The organism is Bacillus sp. GM2, assembly GCF_056155945.1.
Genome location: NZ_JBRKSZ010000007.1, coordinates 1,980,573 through 1,997,092, shown reverse-complemented (window position 1 = coordinate 1,997,092; position 16,520 = coordinate 1,980,573). Strand labels below are relative to the sequence as shown.

Here is a 16,520-nt window from a genome sequence, read left to right as displayed (position 1 = left end):
TAGCAATAGCTCAAGACAGAAAATCCCCTTGCACATACACAGGGGATTTTTAATGCTTCAATTCTTTTTGAAGAAGCTTTACAATTTTATCTTTATCTTTTATTTTTCCTTCAATTTTAACCAGTACTTTTTTATCATGAACAAGCAGCAAGCTGGGAAAGATTTTAACCTCTTTTTTCCACGGGCCTTTCTCATGTGAAATTTCCATATTTGAAACCTGTTCGGGAAATTCTTTTTTTAAATCCAAAAGCGCATCATAGTAAGCCACTTCCTGCCCCATATGCTCGTCATCGGAAAAAAAGATGAGCTTGAGGTGGCGTTGGTTGGCGCTTTGCTGCTGCTCATGGTCAGGCATGATGTGAGATAAAGAACATCCACTCGTAAAAAAAAGGAAACAAATTGCGGCGGTGAATATCGCTCGAAACCACATGACGTCTCCTCACCTCTCTATATAATGAAGCCGATTTTTCTGTTCGATTAGTAAACAATTCCTATTTTATCATGATAATTGAAATAATCTTTCGTTGTTACCCATTTGTTACACAATTGATAACTGCTGTTTTATTTATGAGACGTTGTAGATTGAACGGATTTGATGGGTACATAGTCGGGATCAGCAGGGAAGCGTTCTGCATAAGCTTTAAGCAGGAATACATATATAACATGAATGGCCCTTTTTTGAAAAAAGAGCAAAATTGATTTAAATGTGTTATACAATTAACCGTTGACAATATTAATGTGACATAATATTATAAGGGTAACAAATTTAAACGCTTCCATTTTGAAAAGAAAAGGGGAATGAAAGATGGGCACGATCGTTTGTCAAGACTGCAATGAAACCATTCAGCATTTTGAAGATGAGAAAGTGACGATTCTTTACGGAACGTGCGGACAGTGCAACTGCCATCTTAGAGAGGAAGAATAGAAAAAAGCATGCGGCCATTTACAGTGCCGCATGCTTTTATATTTTTTAAAGGATTGCTTGCTGTTCTTTAATGACGCGGATCATATGGAGGGTGTCATCTTCAGGTCCCTGAACAGGCAGCCCTGCTTCCAGGTTCTTTTCGATGTAGTTGATATTATCCTCGGTAATGATCTCGCCTGGAATGAAGATCGGTATCCCTGGCGGATAAACCATCACAAATTCGGCAATGATTCTGCCAGCGGCTTTTTTAAACGGAATGATTTCCGTATTTGCATAAAAAGCGTCACGCGGTGTCATTGCAAGCGCCGGAATGTTTGGCAGAAGCACTTCAGGCTTGCGTCTGTTTTCCGCAGCAGAGGCGGCCTGCTGAGCGATGTCGGTTAAACCTTTGATCAGCGCATCCGCATCCTCTTTCCGGTCTCCCGGTGTAAAAATGCACAGGATGTTGTATAAGTCAGAAAGCTCCACTTCGATTTGACATGACTCGCGCAGCCATTTTTCCACATCATGCCCGGTCAGGCCGAGATCTTTCACAGATATGATCAATTTGGTCGGATCATAATTAAAAGCCGCTTTGGAGCCGAGGATTTCCCTTCCGACGCATGAAATACCGTTGATATCATTGATGCGATCCCTTGTTTCATCAGCGAGCTTAATCGTTTGTTCGATCAGTTCGTGTCCCTCTGTGGCTAAGCGTTTTCTTGCGACATCAAGTGAAGCGAGCAATAAATAGGAGGTCGATGTCGTCGTCAGCATGCTTAAAATCGATTGAACTCTTTCTTTTGAAACAAGACCTTCTTTCATATTGAGAATCGAGCTCTGTGTAAGGGATCCTCCGAGCTTATGAACGCTCGTCGCCGCCATATCCGCTCCGGCCTGCATGGCCGAAAGAGGCAGATCTTCGTGGAAATGGATGTGAACGCCGTGTGCTTCGTCAACAAGCACAGGGACATGAAATGAATGAGCCAGCTCCACGATGCTTCTTAAGTCTGCAGCTATGCCGAAATAAGTCGGATTGATAACGAGAAGCCCCTTTGCGTCAGGATGCTCAAGCAGCGCTTTTTTCGCTGATTCAGGGGTGATTCCGTGTGAAATTCCCAGCTCATCGTCAATTTCCGGATGGATGAAAATCGGTACTGCGCCTGAGAAGACGATTGCTGACATGACCGATTTATGAACATTTCTCGGCACGATGATTTTGTCTCCGGGGCCGCATACGGCCATGACCATCGTCATGATGGCGCCGCTCGTTCCTTGAACGGAAAAAAACGTGTAGTCGGCTCCGAATGCTTCAGCCGCCAGATCCTGCGCCTGTTTGATGATTCCTTTCGGTGCGTGCAGATCGTCGAGAGGCTCGATATTGATTAAATCTATGCTTAATGCGTTTTCTCCGATAAACGCCCTGAATTCAGGGTCCATCCCGGAGCCTTTTTTGTGCCCGGGTATATGGAACTGGATCGGGTTTTTGCCGGCGTGTTTTTTTAATCCGGTATATAGGGGTGTTTCGTGCTGCAACAATTGTTTTCCCACCTTCATGATAAACCTGCTATATCCTTAAAGACTATTCTTTATCAAAAATCGTTGAGTTATTTTGCGTTTTTGCTTGATGGCATAAAACAAATGAATTATATTATGTTCTTGAAAGAATGTAAAGAACATTTTATCATCTTTAAGGCTTCTCTGTCCCTTTGGATAGTCGCAAAAAAGAAAACCAATACTAAAGCCAAACAAGCCGTCAGGGCGAACTGCACAAGGAGATGAACCAAATGGAAGAAGGATACCAATATCCGATGAATGAAGACTGGAGCACAGAGGAAGCGATAGACGTCATATCGTTTTTTCAGACGATTGAGCTTGCTTATGAAAAAGGCGTAGAGCGCGATGTATTAATGAGTGCTTACCGCCGCTTTAAAGAAATCGTTCCGGGAAAAGCGGAGGAAAAAAAGCTCTGCAGCCAGTTTGAAGAAGCGAGCGATTTCTCTCCGTATCAGGCAGTCAAAAAAGCAAAGGAACAAACGGAAGATACGAAAATTAAAATGTAATGAGAAAATCCAAAACAAAAAGGGATGGGCACAACAGGCCATCCCTTTTTGTTCAAACCGATACTTTCTGCGTCAGGCGGTAAAGGAAGGCGAGCTTTTCAAAAGCCGCTTCGATTTCGGATAGAAACGCCTCTTCGCTCATTTGCAGCACTTCGTCCTTTGCAAGCTGAATACCGCAAAGCGCTTCTGCTTTCTTCACGTTGACGAGCCGTTCAAACAGGTTCTCCAGCTCTTTATCGCCCATCTCAGACTGTCTTATGACGCCCGGTTTCGTATGATCGGCCGACCAGACAAAACGGTTTGGAATGTTGCTTTCAATGTCCGGCAGATGCTTTTTAAACAGCTGGCCGTATTCCTGCTTGAGAGGAGACTCATAGATCAATGCAAACCATACGAACACGTGGGTTTCCCATAAACCAATTTGGAAATGGGGCAGCTTTTTATAGCCGCGCTTATTGTTTGCGAAAGCAACCCAGCTGTCGTCCGGCGGATTGACCGAGCGACGCGCGTGCTTTGCGACGTGGACAAACATTTCGTCTCCTGTCAATGCGGACAGAACAGGCGCAAAATGATCGCCGAGCCCTTCAAGTTTCGGGCGCACTGTTTCTATCAGAACGTTCATCCGCGCATCTAAACCTTCTATTGTAAATGTACGAAAATCCTCTTCAGTAAAACGCAGACTGCTCATTGTGTTCCTCCTTGTCCAATCAGTAAAGATATTGTATCACAGTCGGCTTTTCAAACAAAAAATTACGTTTCGCTTCGCGGATTTTGGGGAATCGTTAGGTAAACACACAATTTTTAGAATAACGTTGCGAATGTTTGAGCACTTCATACGATATGAATAAGAAATTAATATAAATCACGCTTAGGACTAAAACCAGAAGGATTCTCTTTGACATCAATTTTCTCTGGAGGGGGCGTAGGGCACATGAAACCAATTGTGAAACAAGGATTGAAAGAGGAAAAAGACAATCGGGCCGCTGTTTGGAGGCTTGAGGTCGACTATGAACTTGCAACGCTTTTTGAAGCCATGGAAAAAAAGGATGAAACCCAAATCGAGTTGAGCAAGCGCAAACTGGAACGACTCAGAAAAGAATGGATTAGATTACATGGTTGAAACCATAATAAAAACGAACCGTTTGAGAGGTTCGTTTTTATCTGGGCCGCCTGATCATTTGTCATTTTTCTTGATTTTTCCCGGCTAATATCAGTATGCTATGAATAAATCAACAGGTATACATAGAAAAGAGGTAGTGTGATGACAAACTGGAAGGAAATCGACCGCCTGGCGAAAAGCTGGGTGAAAGAAGCTGGTCAGAGAATTCAGCAGTCAATGAAAGAAAAGATGACAATTGAAACGAAATCGAATCCAAATGACCTTGTCACAAACATTGACAAGGAAACAGAGCGTTTTTTCATTGAAAAAATCCAATCGGTTTTTCCGGATCATCATATTCTTGGCGAAGAAGGCCAGGGGGACAAGCTTACATCTTTGGACGGCATCGTTTGGATCATCGATCCGATCGATGGTACGATGAACTTTATTCATCAAAAACGCAATTTTGCGATTTCAATCGGCATTTTTGAAAACGGAAAAGGCAAAATCGGTTTGATTTATGATGTGACTCACGACGAGCTTTATCATGCTTTTCAAGGCGAAGGTGCTTACATGAATGATACAAAGCTCGGCAAGATGAAAGAAGTGCCGCTTGAAGAATCGATTCTGGCCATCAATGCGACATGGATAACCGAGAACAGACGGATTGATCCAAGCGTATTATCCCCGCTTGTCAAGCGCGTCAGAGGGACCCGTTCATACGGTTCAGCGGCTTTGGAACTCGCTTATGTAGCGGCCGGCAGAATGGATGTGTATGTGACGATGAGGCTTGCTCCTTGGGATTACGCCGCCGGCTGCATCCTGCTTGATGAAGTCGGCGGAACATATACGACCATTGACGGGAAACCGCTCAATTTTCTTGAAAACCACAGCATCGTAGCCGGCAATCCGGCAGCTCACCGGGCGATTTTCAACGAATATTTGCCGCATGAATAGCAGGGCTTTCTCTTCTTCTGATTTCGCCTTTTTTGAGGAGCTGGCCGAAGCGAGCCACGGGTGGGCGAAGGAAGAGCTTGACGGAAACAGCCTGGAACGCTATATGAGTGCTTATGCGATGTATAACGGTGAATGGCTCGTGTGGGAAGACAGGGGCCTGCCGGCGGCTCTCAGCTTTCATCTCGAATGGGCGCCTTCTAATGGCAAGCCTTGGCTCGGAACGCTTCTTGTCCATCCCGATTTCCGCAAAAAAGGCCGGGCAAAAGAAGTGATTGAAACGATCGGAAAACGCTTGAGAGAAAAGGGGCATAAAGCGTTGTTTGCGGCGGTGCCTTATGAAAAGGACGAGTGGCTGAACATGCTTGCCCGCTCGGGATTTGAACAGCTAAAAATCGAAAAAGATAAAGAGGGAAAACGATATTTGATTATGGTGTTGCCCCTTGTTTGATGCTTCAATGAGACTTGTTTGACAACAGGTCTCATTTTTTTCAGGTTCATTTCAGACCGCAGAGGGATGAACATGGTGCAAGAACTTTATAAAAAGAGCGAACGCAGGGTTGCGTGTTTGACAATCAAAAGCCCCTTCAGCCGGAAGGGGCTCCTTTCTTATTAAAGCAGGCCTTTTTCGCGCATTCTTTTTTTGAGTGTAAAACCGCTCCCCATGATGACGATCAGAATCGCGACGGCGATTGCGACGCCGGCAGCGCTTTTTTCGGCGACTGCAACGCCGATCATCATGATGCTGATCACTGCAGCAAGTGCGAATAATAAGAATATCCATTTGATTTGTTTCACTGTTTTCCCATCCCCTTAGTATGAAGTCTACTGTTAGTTTACAGAAAATCGCACTGAATAGAAAGGGTCAACCGAAGCTGGAAATTTGAAACAAATTGAAATAACTTCGTTCGTCAGTTATAATATGAAAGATTATCTAAATTTTTTAGGAGATGAAAATGTGAAACTTCGAGAAGATCTTCGCAATATCGCTATTATCGCCCACGTTGACCATGGGAAAACGACGCTTGTGGATCAGCTCCTCCATCAGGCTGGCACATTCCGTGCAAATGAAAACGTGGCAGAGCGCGCCATGGATTCCAATGACTTGGAAAGAGAGCGCGGCATTACGATTTTAGCGAAAAATACAGCGATTAATTATAAAGATACACGCATTAATATTTTGGATACTCCGGGACACGCAGATTTCGGCGGGGAAGTTGAGCGGATCATGAAAATGGTCGACGGCGTTCTGCTTGTTGTTGACGCTTATGAAGGTTGCATGCCGCAAACCCGCTTTGTGCTGAAAAAAGCACTTGAGCAAAACTTGACGCCGATCGTTGTTGTCAATAAGATCGACCGCGATTTTGCCCGGCCTGAAGAGGTCGTTGACGAAGTGCTCGATTTGTTTATCGAGCTTGATGCCAATGAAGAACAGCTTGAATTCCCGGTTGTTTACGCTTCTGCGATCAACGGCACCGCTTCAGCAGATCCGAAGCAGCAGGATGAAAATATGGAAGCTTTATTCGAAGCGATTGTCAACCATATTCCTTGTCCTGTCGATAACCATGAGGAGCCTTTACAGTTCCAAGTGGCTCTGCTTGACTACAATGATTATGTCGGCCGTATCGGAATCGGACGCGTGTTCAGAGGAACGATGAAGGTCGGACAGCAAGTTGCTTTAATGAAGCTTGACGGTTCTATCAAGCCGTTCCGCGTAACGAAAATCTTCGGTTTCCAGGGCTTGAAAAGAGTCGAGATTGAAGAAGCGAAAGCCGGCGACCTTGTCGCGGTATCAGGAATGGAAGACATCAATGTCGGAGAGACCGTCTGCCCGATTGAGCATCAAGAGGCGCTTCCGGTTCTGCGCATTGACGAGCCGACGCTTCAAATGACGTTCGCGGTTAACAACAGTCCTTTTGCCGGTCGCGAAGGAAAATATGTCACGGCTAGGAAGATTGAAGAGCGCCTTGAACAGCAGCTTCAGACAGATGTCAGCCTTCGAGTCGATCCGACGCCATCTCCTGACGCCTGGATCGTATCCGGACGCGGTGAGCTGCATTTGTCGATTTTAATCGAAAACATGCGCCGTGAAGGCTTTGAACTGCAAGTATCGAAGCCGGAAGTCATCATTAAAGAAATCGACGGCGTTCGCTGTGAGCCTGTTGAACGCGTGCAAATCGATGTGCCTGAAGAGCATACCGGATCTGTAATGGAATCAATGGGCGCGCGCAAAGGTGAAATGATCGACATGATCAATAACGGAAACGGGCAAGTCCGCCTGATTTTCAACGTCCCTTCACGCGGATTAATCGGCTACTCAACCGAATTCCTTTCCCTTACACGCGGTTTCGGGATTTTAAATCATACGTTTGACAGCTATCAGCCTGTTGAGCCAGGGCAAGTCGGCGGGCGCCGTCAAGGTGTGCTTGTCTCAATGGATACCGGGAAAGCTTCAGCCTACGGCATTCAAGGCGTTGAAGAACGCGGCGTGATTTTTGTCGAGCCGGGCACAGAAGTATATGAAGGCATGATCGTCGGCGAGCACAACCGTGAAAACGACCTTGTCGTCAACATCAACAAAATGAAGCAGCAGACAAACGTACGCTCAGCGACGAAAGATCAGACGGTCAGCATGAAAAAACCGCGTATCATGTCGCTTGAAGAATCGCTTGAATACTTGAACGAGGATGAGTACTGCGAAGTCACGCCTGAATCCATCAGATTGAGAAAGAAAATTCTCGACAAAAACGAACGCGAAAAAGCAGCGAAAAAGAAAAAGCTGGCAGGATTGTCGTAACATTTGCAGAACCTAAAAAAAGAGCAACCCAACTAAGCAAAGGGGAGGGGAATCTTTTTGACTGATGTAAGTGAACGGCTGTCGTTTTTTGCCGCTCTTTATAAAGTGGACCAGAATCCTGAGGCGGGAATGTGGTGGCTTTATGCCACCATCTTCGTCCTGTCTGCGGTCGTCTTTAAACTGGGTTTCGCCAAACGGCTGCCGCTGTTGAAAACGGCGATCATTTACTTTTTTCTGGCGCTAGGCTGTACGTTTTTAACTTTTTTCGGCGTTTTTCTGCCGGTTGGAGAAGGGCTGATCGTAGCCGTTTTAATCCTTTCGATTTACAAAATCCGTCTGCACCGTTCGAAAAAAGAGCAGACGGGGGCGAATACGTAGAAAAGACATAGCCAAAGAAGGCTATGTCTTTTCTGTATGCGCCAGAAAATCCGCCGTTAATAAGTCCCGAAACAAAGCCCTGGCAAAAAGGATCTCATCAGATGAATACCTGCTTAAAAATCGTTTAAAGCTTTGTTCGATTTTTTCGTGTTCCCGCTGGTGAAGGTGATAGATGCTTCTCCCTTTCTGGCTTAAACGGAAGTAGATTTCTTTTTTATTGTCGCTGAGCTGTGTTTTGCTGACGAGGCCTTTTTCGGTCAGCTTTGCGGTGATCCTTGAGACCGTCGCTTTTGAAAATGCCATCTTCTCGGAAATCGAGGTGACGTTGATCGGTTCGTGGTCGCCAATGCAGCTGATCGTATGGACGTCAGACATGTTGAGTTTCAGTTCAGCTCCGAATTCGCGCTCCATCTTTTTCATTTCTGCGGAGATGCGCTCTTTCATGACGGTTTCTTGCTGTTCCTGCTGATGAATGAGCCTGATGTACAGATCGAATATTTCTTGTTTTGCGTGTGTTAAATGCTCCATGCAGAAAACCGGCTCCTTTAATCGATTTTTCTGCTTTGATTATATCATTTTGTTGCGCATGAAACAAAATGATTAAACAGGCTGAAGATGAGAGTTCCCGCACCAGCGGCGGATACCATCGGCAATCAATTGCTCCACGTTTTCCATGGATTCGTCGACAGCCCAGGCCACGTGGCCGTCGGGACGGATCAGCGCTGCTTTTACCCCATTCCATTCAGGCCTGCCGTCAATTGCTTTCACTTGTATGCGCCGGACGTGAGGAAAGCCGGAAAATTCCTTCGCTTCTATCCCGAACGCTGCTAATAAAAAGCGTCCATCGCGGAGAAAAGTGTAAAGCCGTTTGACAGTACCATCTGAAAGGGTCAGATCGATATCTGGCAGACGTTTTCCGTTCAGCTCATGTTCAGGCATCTTTTCATCTGCTTCGTATTGCACGCTGAGCGCCGCAATTTGTTCGGCCAGATAGCGATTGACGTCTGCAAATCCGAGAATGCCGGATAATAATTCGCGGAGGTACAGGCCTTCACGTGTAAAATCAAACAGCTTTGTTTGGATTTGTGTATTGACGAGCAGCGCTTCCCCGACAGGGTGTCTTTCATTATGGTAACTGTCAAGCAGCCAGTCGGGACACCGTCCGTTGATCTTTGCTGCCAGCTTCCAGCCAAGGTTCATCGCGTCCTGAAGCCCGACATTTAAACCTTGCCCTCCTGCGGGAAAATGAATATGCGCGGCATCTCCAGCCAAGAAAATTCTGCCGGAACGGTAATGCTCCGCCAACTTGCTGGCATTTCCGAAGCGGGACATCCAAACCGGGCTGTCCATTCCAAAGTCCGTGCCGCAGATGCGGTTGAGTTCTTTTTTTAATTCTTCCAGTGTGACGGGCTCGTGAAGCAAAGCTTGAGGCATGTGCGGCGACGTTATAATGACGCGGAAAATGCCGCCGTCTAAAGGTACGATCACAACGCCGCCTTCACGGTTCTCGCAAGTATAAAAATGAGATTCCGGCGGATTTTCAAGCGACACATCACCAAGCATTGCAGTGATATTTGCATCAGTTCCGGAAAAAGCGATGCGCGCCTGCTTGCGAATGATACTTCCGGCCCCGTCAGCACCGACGATATAGGAAGCAGTTAGTAAGGACAGGCCATCCGGACCCTGGACAACAAGCTCGGTTGTTTCCTCATGCTCGCGGACAGCGAGAACTTCATGACCGCGAAGGATGCAGACACCGAGATTTCGCGCATGTTCCTCAAGCACCTTCTCAGTTTCATACTGAGGGATAAACAATGTAAAATTGGCTTGCGTGTCAAGCGCAGAAAAGTCCAATCCCGTCTTCAGACTGGCAAAATGCCCCGAAGGGACCGGCTTGCCAATTTCCTTAAACCGTTCTCCAAGCCCCCTCATTTCAAGTATTTCGATTGAGCGCGGATGCAGTGTGAGCGCTTTTGAGAATGGAGAAGGCTCTTTCAGCCGTTCGACAATACAGGTCCGGACACCGGCCAAAGCCAGCTCGGAAGCCGTCAGCAGACCGACGGGGCCGCCGCCTGCGATCAGTACATCAAAATCCATGATGAATCACTCCTTTTTTGTTACGCATGAAACAATTTTAAGATACTATAAATGAAAATGTTTATCAACTATAATCTTTAATTTTGTTACTTGTGTAACAAAAAAGGCGATAAAAAAACATGGAGCTTGTCCATGCTTTTATGACTTGATCTGCTCTTTATCTTTTCTGTGCGGATATAGCTTAAAACGGCCGGTTTTCATCCGGTTTTCTGTTTTGATTTTAATTCGTTCGCTGCATTCATGGCACATATAAGTATGTATCGGCCGGTTTCGGAGACGTTTGGCAATGAGTGTGTCATCATCGATTTTTTCGATTTTGTCACACAATGAACACTTTACCCTCACTTGATTCACCTCGCTTACGATTCATTATACCTTAATCAATCGGACAAATAAATTTTCTCCTTTAGAAAAAAGGAAAAAGCCTGTGCCGTCAAGAAAACAGTGGCACAGGCTTTTAAAAGTTATGGCTGCCGATTTTTCATATGCTTGTTTGATTGCTTATTCTGCTCCTTTTCAAGCTGTTTCTGGTTTCTGTCATTCAGCTGGTCGTTGTTGGATTTTGTAGGATTTGTTTGCTGGTTGTCTGTTGCGTCGTTCGGCACTTCAGGAAGGACGCGCCCGACGATGGCTGCCAGCTCGTCGAGAATCCCTTTGACAGGACGTCCCGCTTGAATTTCTCTGCCCATTGCCCGCAGGCGGTTGACTGTGTCGGGATCTGCGACAACGGCGGCGTTTGCTCCGTAAGGGTCATTCTGCAGCGCTTCAGCCACGGAATACTTAATGGATTCGACTTTGCTGCGTTCCAAATTGTCTTTCACATCAATTCCGACGACGGCTAGCCTGCCGAGCACGACGGCGGTCGCATCATTGACACCCGGAACGCTTTCGGTGATCTTCACAAGGCGCCGCGAGATGGCTTGCCCGTCTTCACGGTTCACCGGCTCTTGGGAGCTGTTTTTTACTTGAATCGGTTTGTTGCCGGGAAGCTCGTTCGCTTCATTTCGGGCATTATTTTGAATGCCGCAGGCTGAAAGCAGCATAACGGTTTGAATTAGGATCAAAAAAAAGATTCGCACTTGAGGTTGCCTCCTTAAAAATGCTTTCATTAATTTTTATTGTTGAATTAACCTTCTATCTTTATTCACAAAAACATATATTTTAGCGGGCGCTCCATCAGCTTTTAACCCAATTGAAAAGAAAAGGCTAAAAATCCTGATCAGGAGGCGGAAGATTGAGTAAAATTTATGTGCTAGATACGAATGTGTTATTGCAGGATCCGAATTCAATCTTTTCTTTTGAAGATAACGAGGTTGTCATCCCGGCTGTCGTATTGGAGGAAGTCGACTCAAAGAAACGCTACATGGATGAAATTGGGAGGAATGCAAGGCGCGTATCTAAATTGATAGATGATTTGCGTTTAAAAGGAAGGCTGTATGAAAATGTTCCCCTCCCAAACGGAGGAAGCTTGAGAATCGAGCTGAACCATCGCTCTTTTCAGCAGCTTCAAGAAATTTTTATCGAAAAAACAGGCGACAACCGTATTTTAGCCGTAGCGAAAAACCTCAGCCTGGAAGAGGAAACGAAAGAAGGCGGCAGGCCGGTTATCCTTGTCAGCAAAGATATGCTGATCCGTGTCAAAGCCGATGCCATCGGCTTGATGTCAGAGGATTTTTTGCACGACAGGGTTGTCGACAATGATGATATATACAGCGGTTATACGGACGTGTACATTCGCCCGGATCAGATGAATTCCTTTTTTGAACATCACGATTTGCCGCTTCACGAAATCAGCGGTGAGATGCTGCGTCCGAACCAGTTTGTCGTCATGAAGGACGCGCTCGGCGGATCATCCTCTGCCGTAGGGATCGTGGATCAAAGCGGCAAAGCCGTGAAAAAGCTTGTTTTCGATCAGGAACAGGTTTGGGGCATACGTTCGCGAAATGTACAGCAGACGATGGCGTTGGAACTTCTTTTAAGACAAGATATTCCGCTTGTCACCCTGATCGGAAAAGCCGGCACAGGAAAAACCCTGCTTGCGCTGGCAGCGGGGCTGCTGCAGACAGAGGACCTGGGGAATTTTAAAAAACTTGTTGTCACAAGGCCGATCGTTCCTGTCGGAAAAGATCTCGGCTATCTTCCGGGTGAAAAAGAAGAAAAACTTCGTCCGTGGGTTCAGCCTATTTTTGATAACCTGGAATACTTGTTCAATGCAAAAAAGCCGGGGGAGCTTGATGATATTTTAGCGGGGATGGGCTCCATTCAAGTCGAAGCCCTCACATATATAAGGGGCAGAAGCATTCCCGACCAATTCATCATCATTGATGAGGCTCAAAATCTGACCAAGCATGAAGTCAAAACGCTTCTGACGCGCGTCGGGGAAGGCAGCAAAATCGTATTGATGGGAGACACCGAACAGATCGACCATCCTTATCTAGATGCGATGAACAACGGCCTGGCCTATGTTGTAGAGCGCTTTAAGGATCAAAAAATTTCCGGAAACGTGAAGCTTTTAAAAGGAGAGCGTTCCCGGCTCGCCAGGCTTGCAGCAGATCTGCTGTAATAAAAAAACCCGGGCTTTTAGCCCAGGCTTCAACTTGCATGGCCCGCGGGCCGGGTTGCCGGCAAGAGCCGATAGCCCGGCCGGGAAAGAGGGGGCGGAGTTTTTCATCGCCTCCGGCGCACCCGTTACAGTGTTGACGCTTTAAACAATGTGAATTTCTTTTACTCGTTTCACAGGAGCCATCCTGTTTGAACCATCAGGAAAATAAACGTGTACAGGCCCGTCTTCGCCAAGCGGCTTGCCATTGTTGCTGAAGCAGAGAATCATGCCGCCCGCTTCTTCGATCGGAACGGAAACGTCTTCACCTTCCGTTTTAAAGAGGCATTTGACGGCGGAGCCTGACACCTCCGCATTTTTCAAAAAAGGTTCAAGCTTGATTCCGAAAGTGCCGTCAAGCAACTTCTCCTTTTCATACTTTTTCTCTGATTTCAGTGTCGGCGGCGATACAGCACCTTCCCTGATTTGCCGTTCCCGGTCAATCACAAGGTCGTCATCTTCATCTTTTACCTCTCCGAAATGTGAAAAGAACTGATCGAGATCGAATTTTCGGTCATCAAAAATCCAAACGCTCGGATCGAGCGTAATCGGATACTTTACATTTCCTGTGATCGTTACAATGCTCATGTCTCTACCACTCCCTCACAAAAATTATAAGCGCTTTCTTTCAAATTGTCACTTCTCATAACAAAAGCCCTCTTCGGGAAAGATAAACAGCAATGACGCTCGGATGGAGGGAAAAAACTTGAATTGCCGGGATAATGAGGAGCTCGAATATTTTGTCACAGAAGCGAAAAAAGTGACGGACAAAGGAAAGGTTGCATCTTACATACCGGCTTTGGCTGAATTATCGGAGGACGATTTATCGGCGGCAGTCTACTTTACGGACGGGACGTGTGTATCAGCGGGGGACGTGGAAAAAGCCTTCACTCTGCAAAGCATCTCAAAAGTATTGTCGCTTGCTCTTGTTCTGATCGATCACGGCCCGGAAACAGTGTTTCATTATGTAGGGCAAGAGCCGACTGGTGATCCGTTTAACTCCATCATCAAACTTGAAACCGTCAACCCGGGGAAGCCGCTGAATCCGATGATAAATGCCGGAGCATTGGTGGTGACAAGCATGATTAAAGGAGAGACGAACGCCGATAAGATCGGCAGGCTGCTTGATTTTATTAAAAAACTTGCAAATAACCGGAACATTACTGTTTGTGAGAAGGTCGCCGAATCTGAATTTGAAACCTCGATGGTCAACAGGGCGATGTGCTATTACATGAAAGAGCACGGCATTTTTCAGGCTGAGGTTGAGGATGTCATGGATGTGTATACAAAACAGTGCGCCATTGAAATGAACAGCTTAGACCTGGCGAAAATCGGCTCTGTTTTTGCTTTGAACGGCAAGCATCCCGAAACGGGAGAGCAAATCATACCGAAGGATATCGCGAGAATTTGCAAGACATTTATGGTGACATGCGGGATGTATAATGCCAGCGGCGAATTCGCAATCAAAATCGGCATACCCGCCAAAAGCGGGGTTTCTGGTGGAATCATGGGGCTGTCCCCATACCGTTTCGGCATCGGCATCTTCGGGCCCTCGCTCGATGAAAAGGGAAACAGCATCGCCGGAATCCGGCTTTTAGAGCTGTTATCGGCGAACTACAGTTTAAGCATTTTTTAAAACGTTAGCAAAAGCTTAAAATGCGAGTCTTTGAAATACGGCGAAAGGACAGAAATAGCTTGCTTTTTTTCGGCTGAGGCTTTATCATAAATAGAAGAATTAGGTACTCGCCTGGGGAACGGAGGGATACTTTTGGCGTCTGAGATTGTAGTCGACCATCGTGAAAAAGCACTTGCCCTGTTAAAACGTGATGCTGATAAAATCTTAAAGCTGATTCAAGTGCAAATGGACAACTTAACGATGCCTCAATGTCCTCTTTATGAAGAGGTTTTAGATACACAAATGTTCGGACTCTCTAGGGAAATTGATTTTGCTGTCCGCCTTGGATTAGTGGATGAAGAAGAGGGTAAAGAACTGCTTTACAGGCTGGAACGTGAATTGTCTGCATTACATGATGCATTTACAAAAAAATAAATGAACACCTCAGAACAATTTTTCTGTCTGAGTCAGCTTGTCGACGACGTTTCGATAGAAACAAACTGCCGGCAGGCTTTTTTTGTTATGGAATGAGTAAGAAAACGTCCGTTGATGAAGGAATGTCCGCTGTTCGTGCCGAATAAACGAAGACGCATGGTATGCCGATAAAAAAATAGAATGGCAGTCTTGGAACAGACGGACTTTTCTTTCTGACGAGATTCGAAGTCTTATGAAAAGGGTATCTTTCGTGCTTTTTAAGAAAGTGTAGTAAAATAACGAAGGAGTTACCACAAACACATTTTGAAGGCAAGTAAGGAAGAGGATAATAATATGATAAAAAGAATGCTCAAATCCTATGATTATTCATTAATCTTCGCTGTATTCCTGCTGTGCGGGTTCGGGCTCGTAATGGTGTACAGCTCAAGCATGATCACAGCCGTGACAAGGTACGGACAAGACAGCAGCTACTTTTTTGACAGGCAGCTGATGTTTTTGGCGCTCGGAACCGTCATATTTTTAGGCGCGGCGCTTTTTCCGTATAAGGCTTTTGCCAATCAAAAATTCCAAAAGTTTTTGCTGCTCATTTCTGTCGTCGCTTTGTTCGCACTGTTTGTTGTCGGACATGTGGCCGGGAATGCCCAAAGCTGGTTCAGGGTTTCGAATTACGGCATCCAGCCGGGGGAGTTTGTCAAGCTGACCGTCATCTTGTATCTTTCTTCCGTCTATGCCAAAAAGCAAAGCTATATTGACAACTTGGGAGCCGGAATCGCACCTCCTGCGATCATCACGCTTTTCATTTGCGCACTGGTCGCTGCTCAGCCGGATGTGGGAACAGCTTTTATCATCGCTTTAATCGCATTGTGCATTATTTTGTGCTCAGGATTCAGCGGCAAAACGCTGTTAAAGCTCGTACTTTTGGCCGGGGCTGTCCTTGTGCTCGTCAGCCCGCTTATTTATTTCAACTGGGACAGCATTTTAACAGAAGGACGGATGAAGCGGTTTGAAAGCTACCAAAACCCGTTTAAAGATGCGGGAGATTCGGGCTTTCAAGTCGTCAACTCCTACTTGGCGATCGGTTCGGGAGGGCTGTTCGGCCTGGGTCTCGGCGAGAGCGTGCAGAAGTATGGATATCTGCCTGAAACGCACACCGATTTCATTATGGCGGTCATCGCCGAGGAGCTCGGCATTTTCGGCGTCCTTTTTGTCGTGCTGCTGCTCGCTTTCATCGTTTTAAAAGGGTTTTATATTGCGAGAAAATGCGACGACCCGTTTGGAAGCCTGCTTGCGATCGGGATATCAAGCATGATCGCCATCCAGTCCTTCGTGAACCTGGGCGGCATATCCGGCTTGATTCCTTTGACAGGGGTGACGCTTCCGTTTATCAGCTATGGAGGGTCATCGCTCATTCTGCTGATGGCAAGCGCGGGGATATTGGTGAACATCAGTATGTTTAATGAATACTTTGACAGATTCAAACGAAAACAGCCTGTCAATACTACAAAAACGAAAGAAAATCAATATAAAAAAAGTATAAATTTTTAAAAAACTAAGCGTGTACAATGTCCATCCGATTCAT

20 protein-coding genes are annotated in these 16,520 nt (G+C 46.0%); 11 read left to right on the top strand and 9 right to left on the bottom strand.

The window, feature by feature from the left end:
* Nucleotides 1-49: 49 nt before the first annotated feature.
* Nucleotides 50-430, bottom strand: a complete 381-nt coding sequence (locus ACVC9U_RS11110) for a hypothetical protein (RefSeq protein WP_075753022.1) — start codon at nucleotides 428-430, stop codon at nucleotides 50-52.
* Between the two features lie 375 nt (nucleotides 431-805).
* Here ACVC9U_RS11110 and ACVC9U_RS11105 point away from each other — a divergent pair, with 375 nt between their 5' ends.
* Complete coding sequence (locus tag ACVC9U_RS11105; protein WP_020451249.1) at nucleotides 806-925, top strand: GapA-binding peptide SR1P; 120 nt, start codon at nucleotides 806-808, stop codon at nucleotides 923-925.
* 45 nt (nucleotides 926-970) lie between these two features.
* Here the strand turns inward: ACVC9U_RS11105 and ACVC9U_RS11100 are convergent, their stop codons facing one another.
* Nucleotides 971-2,443, bottom strand: a complete 1,473-nt coding sequence (locus tag ACVC9U_RS11100) for an aminotransferase class I/II-fold pyridoxal phosphate-dependent enzyme (protein WP_142238609.1) — start codon at nucleotides 2,441-2,443, stop codon at nucleotides 971-973.
* Between the two features lie 248 nt (nucleotides 2,444-2,691).
* On the opposite strand from ACVC9U_RS11100, the gene ACVC9U_RS11095 reads away from it, so the two are divergent.
* Nucleotides 2,692-2,967: a UPF0223 family protein gene (locus ACVC9U_RS11095; RefSeq protein WP_441390865.1), complete on the top strand. Its 276-nt coding sequence runs from the start codon at nucleotides 2,692-2,694 to the stop codon at nucleotides 2,965-2,967.
* A 52-nt stretch (nucleotides 2,968-3,019) separates the two neighbouring features.
* Here ACVC9U_RS11095 and ACVC9U_RS11090 read toward each other — a convergent pair whose 3' ends face one another.
* Nucleotides 3,020-3,655, bottom strand: a complete 636-nt coding sequence (locus tag ACVC9U_RS11090; protein WP_075753018.1) for a YktB family protein — start codon at nucleotides 3,653-3,655, stop codon at nucleotides 3,020-3,022.
* 243 nt (nucleotides 3,656-3,898) lie between these two features.
* On the opposite strand from ACVC9U_RS11090, the gene ACVC9U_RS11085 reads away from it, so the two are divergent.
* The 3 genes from ACVC9U_RS11085 to ACVC9U_RS11075 all read left to right on the top strand — a co-directional run bounded on the left by ACVC9U_RS11085 (nucleotide 3,899) and on the right by ACVC9U_RS11075 (nucleotide 5,471).
* Nucleotides 3,899-4,087, top strand: coding sequence for a hypothetical protein (locus ACVC9U_RS11085; RefSeq protein ID WP_003181425.1), 189 nt, complete (start codon nucleotides 3,899-3,901; stop codon nucleotides 4,085-4,087).
* 141 nt (nucleotides 4,088-4,228) lie between these two features.
* Complete coding sequence (locus tag ACVC9U_RS11080; protein ID WP_020451254.1) at nucleotides 4,229-5,023, top strand: inositol monophosphatase family protein; 795 nt, start codon at nucleotides 4,229-4,231, stop codon at nucleotides 5,021-5,023.
* A complete protein-coding gene (locus ACVC9U_RS11075; protein ID WP_075753017.1) occupies nucleotides 5,016-5,471 on the top strand; it encodes a GNAT family N-acetyltransferase in 456 nt (151 codons plus the stop codon). The genes ACVC9U_RS11080 and ACVC9U_RS11075 overlap by 8 nt, the downstream gene beginning before the upstream one ends.
* A gap of 161 nt (nucleotides 5,472-5,632) precedes the next feature.
* Here ACVC9U_RS11075 and ACVC9U_RS11070 read toward each other — a convergent pair whose 3' ends face one another.
* Nucleotides 5,633-5,818: a YlaF family protein gene (locus ACVC9U_RS11070; protein WP_075753016.1), complete on the bottom strand. Its 186-nt coding sequence runs from the start codon at nucleotides 5,816-5,818 to the stop codon at nucleotides 5,633-5,635.
* A 160-nt stretch (nucleotides 5,819-5,978) separates the two neighbouring features.
* Here ACVC9U_RS11070 and typA point away from each other — a divergent pair, with 160 nt between their 5' ends.
* Together typA and ACVC9U_RS11060 are read left to right on the top strand one after the other, a co-directional pair.
* Nucleotides 5,979-7,817, top strand: coding sequence for a translational GTPase TypA (gene typA, locus ACVC9U_RS11065; RefSeq protein ID WP_075753015.1), 1,839 nt, complete (start codon nucleotides 5,979-5,981; stop codon nucleotides 7,815-7,817).
* 57 nt (nucleotides 7,818-7,874) lie between these two features.
* Nucleotides 7,875-8,195, top strand: coding sequence for a YlaH-like family protein (locus ACVC9U_RS11060; RefSeq protein ID WP_003181448.1), 321 nt, complete (start codon nucleotides 7,875-7,877; stop codon nucleotides 8,193-8,195).
* A 21-nt stretch (nucleotides 8,196-8,216) separates the two neighbouring features.
* Here the strand turns inward: ACVC9U_RS11060 and ACVC9U_RS11055 are convergent, their stop codons facing one another.
* The 4 genes from ACVC9U_RS11055 to ACVC9U_RS11040 all read right to left on the bottom strand — a co-directional run bounded on the left by ACVC9U_RS11055 (nucleotide 8,217) and on the right by ACVC9U_RS11040 (nucleotide 11,371).
* The gene (locus ACVC9U_RS11055) at nucleotides 8,217-8,723 is read right to left on the bottom strand and encodes a MarR family transcriptional regulator (RefSeq protein ID WP_075753014.1); all 507 of its coding nucleotides are present in this window, start codon (nucleotides 8,721-8,723) and stop codon (nucleotides 8,217-8,219) included.
* Nucleotides 8,724-8,795: 72 nt separating this feature from the next.
* Nucleotides 8,796-10,292, bottom strand: a complete 1,497-nt coding sequence (locus ACVC9U_RS11050; RefSeq protein WP_075753013.1) for a monooxygenase — start codon at nucleotides 10,290-10,292, stop codon at nucleotides 8,796-8,798.
* Nucleotides 10,293-10,430: 138 nt separating this feature from the next.
* Entirely contained in the window at nucleotides 10,431-10,637 is a 207-nt protein-coding gene (locus tag ACVC9U_RS11045; protein ID WP_003181456.1) for a YlaI family protein, read from the bottom strand.
* Between the two features lie 119 nt (nucleotides 10,638-10,756).
* On the bottom strand, nucleotides 10,757-11,371 hold the full coding sequence (locus tag ACVC9U_RS11040; RefSeq protein WP_075753012.1) for a YhcN/YlaJ family sporulation lipoprotein: 615 nt from the start codon (nucleotides 11,369-11,371) through the stop codon (nucleotides 10,757-10,759).
* Nucleotides 11,372-11,526: 155 nt separating this feature from the next.
* On the opposite strand from ACVC9U_RS11040, the gene ACVC9U_RS11035 reads away from it, so the two are divergent.
* On the top strand, nucleotides 11,527-12,855 hold the full coding sequence (locus ACVC9U_RS11035) for a PhoH family protein (protein ID WP_075753010.1): 1,329 nt from the start codon (nucleotides 11,527-11,529) through the stop codon (nucleotides 12,853-12,855).
* 141 nt (nucleotides 12,856-12,996) lie between these two features.
* On the opposite strand, the gene ACVC9U_RS11030 is transcribed toward ACVC9U_RS11035, so the two are convergent.
* Entirely contained in the window at nucleotides 12,997-13,479 is a 483-nt protein-coding gene (locus ACVC9U_RS11030; RefSeq protein ID WP_075753008.1) for a hypothetical protein, read from the bottom strand.
* A 103-nt stretch (nucleotides 13,480-13,582) separates the two neighbouring features.
* On the opposite strand from ACVC9U_RS11030, the gene glsA reads away from it, so the two are divergent.
* From glsA to ftsW, 3 genes are all read left to right on the top strand, one after another.
* Nucleotides 13,583-14,527 carry a glutaminase A gene (gene glsA, locus ACVC9U_RS11025; RefSeq protein ID WP_370510554.1) on the top strand — a complete coding sequence of 315 codons (945 nt, stop codon included), beginning with the start codon at nucleotides 13,583-13,585 and terminating at the stop codon, nucleotides 14,525-14,527.
* A 132-nt stretch (nucleotides 14,528-14,659) separates the two neighbouring features.
* A complete protein-coding gene (locus tag ACVC9U_RS11020; protein WP_003181465.1) occupies nucleotides 14,660-14,941 on the top strand; it encodes an Fpa/YlaN family protein in 282 nt (93 codons plus the stop codon).
* 333 nt (nucleotides 14,942-15,274) lie between these two features.
* Entirely contained in the window at nucleotides 15,275-16,486 is a 1,212-nt protein-coding gene (gene ftsW / locus ACVC9U_RS11015) for a putative lipid II flippase FtsW (RefSeq protein ID WP_075753004.1), read from the top strand.
* The last annotated feature ends 34 nt before the right edge of the window (nucleotides 16,487-16,520 follow it).